The 10343-nt window shown below is 62.6% G+C and carries 9 protein-coding genes and 1 tRNA gene; 8 read left to right on the top strand and 2 right to left on the bottom strand.

Features of this window, described 5'->3' with window-relative positions:
* The first annotated feature begins 1 nt into the window (after window position 1).
* From AC1RCO_RS29590 to AC1RCO_RS29565, 6 genes are all read left to right on the top strand, one after another.
* Window positions 2-77: transfer RNA gene (locus AC1RCO_RS29590), tRNA-Glu, on the top strand.
* Window positions 78-259: 182 nt separating this feature from the next.
* Window positions 260-799 carry a TetR/AcrR family transcriptional regulator gene (locus AC1RCO_RS29585; protein WP_011060368.1) on the top strand — a complete coding sequence of 180 codons (540 nt, stop codon included), beginning with the start codon at window positions 260-262 and terminating at the stop codon, window positions 797-799.
* Between the two features lie 26 nt (window positions 800-825).
* On the top strand, window positions 826-1659 hold the full coding sequence (locus tag AC1RCO_RS29580; RefSeq protein ID WP_053157343.1) for an alpha/beta fold hydrolase: 834 nt from the start codon (window positions 826-828) through the stop codon (window positions 1657-1659).
* A gap of 47 nt (window positions 1660-1706) precedes the next feature.
* Window positions 1707-2141: an acyl-CoA thioesterase gene (locus AC1RCO_RS29575; protein ID WP_011060370.1), complete on the top strand. Its 435-nt coding sequence runs from the start codon at window positions 1707-1709 to the stop codon at window positions 2139-2141.
* A 144-nt stretch (window positions 2142-2285) separates the two neighbouring features.
* On the top strand, window positions 2286-3245 hold the full coding sequence (locus AC1RCO_RS29570) for a tRNA dihydrouridine synthase (RefSeq protein ID WP_011060371.1): 960 nt from the start codon (window positions 2286-2288) through the stop codon (window positions 3243-3245).
* Between the two features lie 114 nt (window positions 3246-3359).
* Window positions 3360-3806 carry an Hsp20 family protein gene (locus tag AC1RCO_RS29565; protein WP_011060372.1) on the top strand — a complete coding sequence of 149 codons (447 nt, stop codon included), beginning with the start codon at window positions 3360-3362 and terminating at the stop codon, window positions 3804-3806.
* A 48-nt stretch (window positions 3807-3854) separates the two neighbouring features.
* On the opposite strand, the gene AC1RCO_RS29560 is transcribed toward AC1RCO_RS29565, so the two are convergent.
* A complete protein-coding gene (locus tag AC1RCO_RS29560) occupies window positions 3855-7133 on the bottom strand; it encodes an EAL domain-containing protein (RefSeq protein WP_401335927.1) in 3279 nt (1092 codons plus the stop codon).
* 83 nt (window positions 7134-7216) lie between these two features.
* Window positions 7217-8107, bottom strand: coding sequence for a LysR family transcriptional regulator (locus AC1RCO_RS29555; protein WP_011060374.1), 891 nt, complete (start codon window positions 8105-8107; stop codon window positions 7217-7219).
* Window positions 8108-8260: 153 nt separating this feature from the next.
* Between AC1RCO_RS29555 and leuC the strand changes: the two genes are divergently transcribed.
* Both leuC and leuD read left to right on the top strand, forming a co-directional pair.
* Window positions 8261-9679, top strand: a complete 1419-nt coding sequence (gene leuC, locus AC1RCO_RS29550) for a 3-isopropylmalate dehydratase large subunit (protein ID WP_015634895.1) — start codon at window positions 8261-8263, stop codon at window positions 9677-9679.
* 10 nt (window positions 9680-9689) lie between these two features.
* A complete protein-coding gene (gene leuD, locus AC1RCO_RS29545) occupies window positions 9690-10334 on the top strand; it encodes a 3-isopropylmalate dehydratase small subunit (protein WP_015634896.1) in 645 nt (214 codons plus the stop codon).
* Window positions 10335-10343: the final 9 nt, after the last annotated feature.

Genomic DNA, 10343 nt, shown 5'->3' with positions numbered 1-10343 from the left:
TGTCCCCTTCGTCTAGTGGCCTAGGACACCGCCCTTTCACGGCGGTAACAGGGGTTCGAGTCCCCTAGGGGACGCCACGTTTACCCGCTCTGCGGGATTTTTAAGGGTCATTCAATCATTGAATGACCCTTTTGTTTTTCTGGCCTTCGGCCAATTTCTCTTTCTTCCTCAGCCTGCGCTTCTGACCGACGGTCACACTGGCGACTTGCGGAAAATTATTATGAGAATAATATTTTTTCCGTAATATTCGGAGGTAACGATGAACGACAAAAAAGCTCAAACCCGCGAACGTATTCTCCAGGCCGCCAGTTCTGCACTGATCCAGCGCGGCCCGGCCGAACCGAGTGTGGGTGAGGTGATGGGGGCTGCCGGCCTGACTGTAGGCGGCTTCTATGCGCACTTTGAGAGCAAGGATGCGCTGATGCTGGAGGCTTTCACTCAGTTGCTTTCCCATCGACGCGGCCTGCTCGATGAAATGGATGCAAGCCTCAGCGGCGAAGAGCGCCGGGCGTTGGCAGCGGCGTTCTATCTGTCGCGCAAACACCGCGATTCCACCGAGCAGGCGTGCCCGATTCCAGCCTCGGTCGGCGAACTGGGGCGTTTGCCCGAGAGCTTTCGCAAGGCCTTGAACGAACACATGGAGCTGATGGTCGCGCAACTGGCTGCCAGCCCCGAAGATACCGACAAGGCCCTGGCCGACATGGCGCTGATGGTTGGCGGCCTGTCCCTGGCGCGGGCCTTGGGGCCCGGCGAGTTGTCCGATCGTTTGCTGCGTGCCGCCAAGTCGGCGGTGCTATGACCTGAAGTGCAACGGCGAGGTAGGTGATGAGCAGATTGAGCTGGATTCGTGGCGTCAATGGCACTCTGGGGTGGGTGGCGCCGCAATGGGCGGCGAATCGGATGCGTCATTTATTCATGACCCCTCGCGAGCTGCCGCCACGAAAGTGGGAGTTGCCCCTGCTGGCGCGTGCCGAGCGCCTGACCTTGCGTTTCGGGCTTTCAGCCTTGCGTTGGGGCCAGGGGCCGACGGTATTGCTGATGCACGGCTGGGAAGGGCGGCCCACGCAGTTTGCCAGCCTGATCGAGGCCCTGGTGGCCGCCGGTTATACTGCGGTGGCGCTGGATGGCCCGGCCCATGGTCGTTCCCCGGGCGATGAGGCAAACGTGGCACTGTTTGCCCGGGCGATGCTGGAGGCAGCAGCCGAATTGCCGCCCCTGCGCGCGGTGATCGGCCACTCCATGGGCGGTGCCAGCGCCATGCTCGCGGTGCAATTGGGCCTGCGCACCGAAACCCTGGTCAGTATTGCCGCGCCGGCACGTATCCTGGCCGTGTTGCGCGGTTTTGCCAGCTACATGCGGTTGCCGCCCAGGGCGCGTTCCGCCTTTATCCGCCAGGTGGAGAAGAAGGTCGGAATGCGCGCCGCCTCCATGGACGTGGCCCAGTATCAGTTGGATATGCCCGGCCTGATCATTCACGCCGAAGATGACCTCTTCGTTCCGGTCAAGGAATCGGAGCTCATCCACCAGGCCTGGTTCGACAGCCGTCTCCTGCGCTTGAGTGAAGGTGGCCACCAGCGGATATTGGCCGACTCCCGCGTGGTGGATGCGGTGGTGGCGCTGGTCAGTGGACGGCATCTGCAAGCGCGCCAATCGGCCTGAGCATCCGTTACACTGCCCCGGTCAAAAAAACTGACCGGGAGTCGGGCATGAGTTGGGATCTGGCAACGCCATTCGTCATCGATCTGCAGGTGGCCGCCGAGGATATCGATGGCCTCGGGCACGCCAACAATGCGGTCTACGTGACCTGGCTGGAGCGTTGCGCCTGGCGACATTCGCAACGCCTGGGGCTGGACCTGGCCGAATACCGGCGCCTGGACCGGGCGATGGCCGTGGTGCGGCACGAGATCGATTACCTGGCGGCGGCCTATGAAGGCGATGAGCTGCAACTGGCCACCTGGATCGTCGATTGGGACCAGCGCCTGAAGATGACCCGGCGTTTCCAACTGATGCGCCCGAGCGACGGTACGACCCTGTTGCGGGCCCAGACCACCTTTGTCTGCATCGAGCTGTCCACCGGCAAGCCCAAGCGCATGCCCGCCGAGTTCCTGGACGGTTACGGCCCGGCCCTGCAGGGCGCCTGATACCTCCCTGTGCCCGTGCAGGCGCCGGCTTGCCAGCGAAGGCGCCTGCAACGGCTGGCTCGCCCCTGTAAAACTCCTGCTGAAGGTCGAAACCCAGTAAACTGGCGGACGTTTTTTTGCCCGTTTTCTTGTCGAGTGTGTTTCATGCAAATTGCCCTGGCGCCCATGGAGGGGTTGGTCGACAACATCCTGCGGGATGTACTGACTCGTGTTGGCGGGATCGACTGGTGTGTCACCGAGTTCATCCGCGTCAATGACCGCCTGTTGACGCCTGCCTACTTCCACAAGCTCGCCCCCGAACTGCTGCACGGTGCACACACCGCGGCCGGCGTGCCGCTGCGAGTGCAGTTGCTGGGTTCGGACCCGGTGTGCCTGGCAGAGAACGCGGCCCTGGCCTGTGAGCTGGGCAGTGAGGTCATCGACCTGAACTTCGGTTGCCCGGCCAAGACCGTCAACAAGTCCCGGGGCGGGGCGGTGCTGCTCAAGGAGCCCGAGCTGCTGAACCAGATCGTCGAGCATGTGCGGCGTGCGGTGCCGGCGCACATTCCGGTCACGGCGAAAATGCGCCTGGGCTTCGACAGCCCGGATGGCTCGTTGGTCTGTGCCACAGCGCTGGCCGAGGGTGGCGCCGAACATATCGTGGTGCACGCGCGGACCAAGGTCGACGGCTACAAGCCGCCGGCCCATTGGGAGTGGATCCCGCGGGTGCAGGAAGTGGTCAAGGTGCCGGTGTTCGCCAACGGGGATATCTGGAGCGTCGAGGACTGGCGCCGTTGCCGGGAAATCAGCGGCGTCGAGGACATCATGCTGGGTCGCGGGCTGGTCTCGCGTCCCGATCTGGCCCGGCAGATCGCCGCAGCCCGGGCCGGTGAAGAAGTGGTGGAAATGTCCTGGGCCGACCTGCAGCCGATGCTCCAGGATTTCTGGGCTCAGGTAGTGGTGCAACTGACCCCGCGTTCGGCGCCGGGGCGCCTGAAGCAATGGCTGGCGATGCTGACCCGCAACTATCCGGAAGCGGTCGAACTGTTCACCGCCCTGCGCCGGGAAACCGAGCTGGATCAGGTCGGGCGCCTGTTGGGCATGCCCCGGAGCGAGGCGGCGTAAAAAATTTTTAAGGCATGTCTTGAAACGCTGGAGCCCATCCCTATCTCTTGGGTACGCGATGCCGAATTCGGGTCGCGGAGATAACCACTCGCTGAATAATCAGGAGAAACACCCATGAGTACTGCATTTTCCTTGGCTCCACTGTTCCGTTCCTCTGTCGGCTTCGACCGTTTCAATGATCTGTTCGAGTCGGCACTGCGCAACGAACCAGGCAGCAGCTACCCACCCTACAACGTTGAGAAACACGCTGACGATCAATACCGCATCGTCATTGCCGCCGCCGGTTTCCAGGAAGAAGACCTGGAACTGCAAGTGGAAAAAGGCGTGTTGACCGTGAGCGGTGGCAAGCGCGATGCCAATGAAAGCGTCACTTACCTGCACCAGGGCATTGCCCAGCGTGCATTCAAGCTGTCCTTCCGCCTGGCCGACCATATCGAGGTCAAGGCCGCGGCCCTGAGCAACGGTCTGTTGAATATCGACCTGCTGCGGGTTGTGCCGGAAGAGGCCAAAGCCAAGCGCATCCCGATCAACGGTGCGCAGCAGGCGGCTCTGCAACACTAAGACCGCTGCAAAAAAAGGGCGCCCTGGTGGCGCCCTTTTTCGTGCCTGTCATTCCAGCAGCTTCTTGAATTCGCTCAGCGGCAACGGCCTGCTATGGAGGAAACCCTGGTACAGGTGGCACTCCAGGCCCTGGAGGAATTCGAGCTGCTGCGGGGTTTCCACGCCTTCGGCGATGACCTTGAGGTTCAGGCTGCGGGCCATGGCGACAATGGCCCGGATGATTTCCGCATCGTTGGGGTCGTGGGTCGCATCGCGGACGAAGGACTGGTCGATCTTCAAGGTGTCCACCGGCAAGCGCTTGAGGTAGGTCAGGGACGAGTAGCCGGTGCCGAAGTCGTCCATGGCAAAGCTCACTCCGAGTTTCTTCAGCCGGCGCATCTTGTTGATGGTGTCTTCCAGGTTCTGGATCACGATGCCTTCGGTGATCTCCAGCTTCAGCAGGCTCGAGGGCAGTGCGTAGGCGTGCAGGCTGTGTTCGACCCGCTCGACAAAGTCGGTCTGGCGGAACTGCCGCGGGCTGATGTTGACGCACAGGCTGAAGTGCTGGGGATCCACCAGTTTCTGATCGATCAACTGGCTGAAGGCCAGGCAGGCCTCGTCGAGAATCCAGGTGCCCACTTCGAGGATCAGGCCGCTGTCCTCCAGCACCTTGATGAACTCGGTCGGCGACTGTGCGCCCAACTCCGGGTGTTGCCAGCGCACCAAGGCTTCGGCGCCGACGATGCGGTTGTCGCGGGCGTCCACCTGGGGCTGGAAGTGCACGCTGAATTCGCCCCGGGACAGGGCCAGGCGCAGGTCGGTTTCCATGCGCAGGCGTTCGCTGGCGGCTTTTTGCATGGTGTTGTGGAACATCTGGGTGGTGTTGCGCCCTGAATCCTTGGCCCGATAAAGGGCGATGTCGGCGCGCTTGAGCAGGTCGGTGGGGGTCGAGCCGTGGTCGGGAATCAGTGCCACACCGATGCTCGGGGTGACCTGCAGGCGCTGGCCATCGAGGAACATCGGTTCGGACAGCAGTTCGCGCAGGGTGTCGGCCAACTGGCGGACCTGTTCGCTGACTTCGTTGCGCGTGCCCTCAAGGCCACTCAGCAGGACCACGAACTCATCGCCGCCCAGGCGTGCCACGGTGTCTTCCATGCGCACGCTGGCTTCGAGCCGGGCGGTGATGATTTTCAACACGGTGTCGCCCACCGGGTGGCCCAGGGAATCGTTGATGTGCTTGAAGTGATCGAGGTCGAGAAACAGTAGGGCACCGCGCAGGTTATGGCGCTTGAGCAGGGCAATCTGCTGGCTCAGGCGGTCCATCAGCAGGGCGCGGTTGGGCAGGTTGGTCAGGGGGTCGTGGTAAGCCAGGTGGCGGATCTGTGCCTGGGCGTTCTTCAGCAGGCTGACGTCCCGGGCGGTCATTAGCAGGCAGGGCGTTTCGTTGAGAGTGATGGGTTCCACCGAGACTTCCAGGGTGAGGATTTCCCCGCGCTTGTTGCACCCGAGCATTTCCAGGTGGTGCACCCGGCCCTTGATCTGGAGCTCCGCCAGCAAGGTGGAGAGTTGCGCTTCTTCGGCCCAGATGCCGATCTGGTACATGGTGCGGCCGATCACCTCGTCGTTGCGGTGGCCGGTCAGGCGGCAGAAACCATCGTTGACTTCCAGATAGCGGCCCGTGTCGCGCTCGGTGATGCTGATGGCATCAGGGCTGGAGTGAAAGGCCTTGGCGAACTTCTCTTCGCTGGCCTTGAGGGCCGCCTCCGAGCGCTGCTGCTGGGTGATGTCCCGCAGGTTGGTGACGATGCAGGGCTGCTTGTCCACGGTGATCAGGCGGCTGGAAATGATGCAGGTCAGCGGCTGGCCGTTCTTGTGGTGGACCACCACTGCCACATTATTCAGCGCCTGTTCACGAATCACCTGCTCGATGCGCCGCAGGCGCGGCGCGGCGTCTTCCCAAAGGCCGATCTGTTCGGCGCTGCGGTTGAGCACTTCGTCCAGGGTCCAGCCGAAGGTCTGGGTGAAGCTGGAGTTGATCTCGATGAACTGACCGGTTTCCAGCAAGGTCACGCAGATCGGGTCGGGGCTGACCTGGAACAGGCTGGCGAATTTCTCTTCGGAGGTGATCAGGCGCTGTTCCCGTTCCACCTGCTCGGTGATGTCCAGCAGAGTGCCGGCCATGCGCAGCGGGCTGCCCTGTTCGTCGCGGTAGAGGCGGGCGCGGCTTTCCAGGTAGCGCGAGCTGCCGTCCTCCAGTTGCACCCGGTAGGTCAGTTGATAGTTGCCCGCCGGGCCTTCGCGCAGGCTGCGGTAGGCATCGCGCATGGAGTTGCGCTCTTCGGTGGGTACGCCTTCGAAGAAGGCGTCGAAGGATTCATGGAAGGGGATGGGTTCCAGGCCGTGCAATTGCGCGGCGCGGGCCGAGCCGTAGAGCATGCCGCTGGGAATGTGCCAGTCCCAGGTGCCCAGTTGCGCCGAATCCAGGGCCAGGTCCAGGCGCTCCTGGCTGTCCTTGAGCGCCTGTTCGGATCGTTTGCGCTCGCTGGTGTCGAGAAAGGTGCTGAGCAGGTAGGCCTTGCCCTCCAGTTCAACCTTCTGGGCACTGAGGATGCCGTCATGGATCTGCCCGTTGCTGGCGCGAAATTGCACTTCGAGGCTGGCGGCCTGGCCCTTCTTCTGGACCGCCTTGATCAGTTGGGCGCGCTGTTCGGGGTTGACCCACAGGCCGATCTCCAGGGTGGTACGGCCGATCACGTGCTCGGCGGGCCAGCCGAACTGGCTTTCGAAGTACTGGTTGGCCTCGCTGATCAGGCCATCTTCCAGGCGGGTCAGCAGCACGGTGTTGGGGCACAGGTGAAACAGCGTGGCAAAGCGCTTTTCCGAACTGCTGAGGGCTTCTTCGCGTTGGCGCTGGTGGGTGATCTCGCGGATTACCCCGATCATTCGCGGCTTGCCGTGCTTGTCCGGTAACACGCTGCCGTTGATCTCCAGCCAGTGCAGGCTGCCGTCGGGCCAGCGGATGCGGTGGTGCATGGCGTGTTCCAGCGGCGCGCCGGCCAGCACTGAATGAAAGGCGCGAATCGTCCTGGCCCGGTCCTCGATGGGCAGCAGGTCGAGGTATTCGAGGTTTTCCGGCAAGGGCTGGCGCGGGTCGAAGCCGAACAGCGCCTGGGTGCCCCGGGACCAACTGATCTGCCCGCTTTCAATATCCCAATACCAGGCCCCTAGGCGCGCACCATTGAGGGCGGCGAGCAGCTGCGGTGCGTTTTCCCAGCTTTGCTCCGACTCCCGGGGGTCGACAGCATGGATACGCGGCAAGGGCGGAATACGGTCAGCGGGTTTGGGCATGGAGGTCAGGCCTTGAGCTGAGTCATTCGTCGGGTGCGGGATACTCATGGCGCTGCGGCGTGGCACGGGCGATACCCGGAGTGTTATGCCGGGTTCCCTGGCCAATCGACTTGTGCATCCAGTAAGGCCATGAAAGCCCGCGCAGCGTTCGAAAGTGTCCGTTCGGTATGCAGGATATAGCCTAGCTGGCGGTGCAGCTGTATGCCCGGTAAAGGAATGCGCGCCACCTGGTCGTCGAGCATGGTGCGTGGCAGCACGCTCCAGGCCAGGCCGATGGACACCATCATCTTTATAGTTTCCAGATAGTTAGTACTCATGGCGATGTTCGGCGTCAGGCCCTGGGCTTCAAACAGGCGTTGGACAATATGGTGGGTAAAGGTATTGCCGCCGGGGAAAACTGCGGGATGCAGGGCAATATCCGCCAGGCTCACCTGGCCGCTGCTGACCAGCGGGTGTTCCGGCGCGGCGACGAAGTCCAGCGGGTCGTCCCAGACCGCAGTGGCCTTGACCAGGGAGTGGGGCTCGGGGGCCAGGGTGATCACTGCCAGTTCGGCGCGGCCATGGAGGATTTCCTCGTAGGCCACTTCGGAGTCGAGGAACTGGATGTCCAGGGCCACTTGCGGGTAGCGCCGGGTGAAGGCCCGCAGCAATGGCGGCAGGCGGTGCAGGCCAATGTGATGGCTGGTGGCCAGGGTCAGGCGGCCACTGACTTCGCCGGTGAGGTTGGTCAGGGCGCGGCGGGTGTCATCCAGCACATTGATGATCTGGTAGGCCCGGGGTAGCAGGGCACGCCCGGCCTCGGTCAGGCCGATCTCCCGCCCCAGGCGGTCGAACAGCCGCACGTTGAGTTGCTGCTCCAGGCCGGCGATGCGTTTGCTGATGGCTGGCTGGGTCAGGTGCAGGCGTTCGCCGGCGCCGGAAAAGCTGCCGGTCTCGGCGATGGCTATAAAGGCGTTGAGGTTGGCCAGGTCCATAGTTGCATTCCAGTTGGTTATCCAAAGCATGAAAAATATGAATTTGAGTTATTTAATCTAACGCCATAGGATCGGCCTCACAAGCCAAAGGGTTATTGATCGGCGCACGATCGGAGCCCGGGGCATAGAAACAAGCTGATGAGGAATGGTCCGATGGCCGGCAAGACGCTCTACGACAAGCTCTGGGATTCGCATTTGGTCAAGCAGCGCGACGATGGTTCGGCGCTGATCTATATCGATCGTCACATCATCCACGAAGTGACCTCGCCGCAAGCCTTCGAAGGCCTGCGTCTGGCCGGGCGCAAGCCATGGCGAATCGATGCCAACATCGCCACCCCGGACCACAACGTACCGACCACGCCGGAGCGCAAGGGCGGGATCGAAGCGATCGCCGACCAGGTTTCCCGCCTTCAGGTACAGACCCTCGACGACAACTGCGATGAATACGGCATTGTCGAATTCAAGATGAACGACGTGCGCCAGGGCATCGTCCACGTGATCGGCCCGGAGCAGGGCGCCACCTTGCCGGGCATGACCGTGGTCTGTGGTGACTCCCACACCTCGACCCACGGGGCTTTCGGCGCTCTGGCCCATGGCATCGGCACCTCCGAGGTGGAGCACGTGCTCGCCACCCAGTGCCTGGTGGCCAAGAAAATGAAGAACATGCTGGTGCGCGTGGAAGGCACCTTGCCTTTCGGCGTGACCGCCAAGGACATCGTCCTGGCCGTGATCGGCAAGATCGGCACCGCTGGCGGTAACGGCCATGCCATTGAGTTCGCCGGTAGCGCGATTCGCGAGCTGTCCGTCGAAGGCCGCATGACCATCTGCAACATGTCCATCGAAGCCGGTGCCCGTGTCGGCCTGGTGGCAGCGGACGAAAAGACCGTGGCATACGTCAAGGGACGTCCGTTCGCCCCCAAGGGCGCCGAATGGGACTTGGCCGTCGAGGCCTGGAAGGACCTGGTGTCCGATGCCGACGCCAAGTTCGATACCGTGGTCGAGCTCGATGCCGCACAGATCAAGCCGCAAGTCAGTTGGGGCACTTCGCCGGAAATGGTTTTGGCCGTGGATCAGAACGTGCCGGACCCGGCCAAGGAAATGGATCTGGTCAAGCGCGATTCCATCGTCCGCGCCTTGAAGTACATGGGCTTGAGCGCCAACCAGGCGATCACCGACATTCAGTTGGACCGCGTCTTCATCGGCTCCTGCACCAACTCGCGGATCGAAGACTTGCGCGCCGCCGCGGTCATCGCCAAGGGCCGCAAAGTGGCTTCCACCATCAAGCAGGCGATCGTGGTGCCGGGCTCGGGCCTGGTCAAGGCGCAGGCCGAATCGGAAGGCCTGGACAAGATCTTCCTCGAAGCCGGTTTCGAATGGCGTGAACCGGGCTGCTCGATGTGCCTGGCGATGAACCCGGACCGCCTGGAGTCCGGCGAGCATTGCGCCTCGACCTCGAACCGCAACTTCGAAGGGCGCCAGGGTGCCGGTGGGCGTACCCACCTGGTCAGCCCGGCCATGGCCGCCGCCGCCGCTGTCAGCGGTCGTTTCGTCGACGTCCGTGAATTGATCTAAGGAGCGCAGCATGAAAGCTTTCACTCAGCACAATGGTTTGGTCGCGCCTCTGGATCGTGCCAACGTCGACACCGACCAGATCATTCCCAAGCAGTTTCTCAAGTCGATCAAGCGCACTGGCTTTGGCCCCAACCTGTTCGACGAATGGCGCTACCTGGACGTGGGCCAGCCCTACCAGGACAACTCCAAGCGCCCGTTGAACAAGGATTTCGTGCTCAACGCCGAGCGTTACCAGGGTGCCAGCGTGTTGCTGGCCCGGGAGAACTTCGGTTGCGGCTCCAGCCGCGAGCACGCGCCGTGGGCCCTGGAGGAGTACGGTTTTCGCAGCATTATCGCGCCCAGCTACGCCGACATCTTCTTCAACAACAGCTTCAAGAACGGCTTGCTGCCGATCATCCTGAGCGACGCTGAAATCGACGAGCTGTTCCAGCAGGTCGAGGCTACTCCGGGCTACCAGTTGCGCATCGACCTCCAAGCGCAGACCGTGACCCGCCCCGACGGCAAGGTGCTGAAGTTCGAGATCGATGCCTTCCGCAAGCATTGCCTGCTCAACGGTCTGGACGACATCGGCCTGACCCTGCAGGACGGCGACGCCATCGCCGCCTTCGAGGCCAAGCATCGCGCCAGCCAGCCCTGGCTGTTCCGCGACGCCTGATTGCCTGAT

The organism is Pseudomonas sp. GW823-FHT03E05 (assembly GCF_058796855.1).
This window is presented reverse-complemented; position numbering and strand designations above follow the sequence as displayed.

What these genes read in the sequence shown, in the direction of transcription:
- AC1RCO_RS29580 (WP_053157343.1), top strand. Translation starts at nt 826, where the DNA reads ATGAGCAGATTGAGCTGGATTCGTGGCGTCAATGGCACTCTGGGGTGG.
- AC1RCO_RS29585 (WP_011060368.1), top strand. Translation starts at nt 260, where the DNA reads ATGAACGACAAAAAAGCTCAAACCCGCGAACGTATTCTCCAGGCCGCC.
- AC1RCO_RS29575 (WP_011060370.1), top strand. Translation starts at nt 1,707, where the DNA reads ATGAGTTGGGATCTGGCAACGCCATTCGTCATCGATCTGCAGGTGGCC.
- leuC (WP_015634895.1), top strand. Translation starts at nt 8,261, where the DNA reads ATGGCCGGCAAGACGCTCTACGACAAGCTCTGGGATTCGCATTTGGTC.
- AC1RCO_RS29570 (WP_011060371.1), top strand. Translation starts at nt 2,286, where the DNA reads ATGCAAATTGCCCTGGCGCCCATGGAGGGGTTGGTCGACAACATCCTG.
- leuD (WP_015634896.1), top strand. Translation starts at nt 9,690, where the DNA reads ATGAAAGCTTTCACTCAGCACAATGGTTTGGTCGCGCCTCTGGATCGT.
- AC1RCO_RS29560 (WP_401335927.1), bottom strand. Translation starts at nt 7,133, where the DNA reads ATGCCCAAACCCGCTGACCGTATTCCGCCCTTGCCGCGTATCCATGCT.
- AC1RCO_RS29555 (WP_011060374.1), bottom strand. Translation starts at nt 8,107, where the DNA reads ATGGACCTGGCCAACCTCAACGCCTTTATAGCCATCGCCGAGACCGGC.
- AC1RCO_RS29565 (WP_011060372.1), top strand. Translation starts at nt 3,360, where the DNA reads ATGAGTACTGCATTTTCCTTGGCTCCACTGTTCCGTTCCTCTGTCGGC.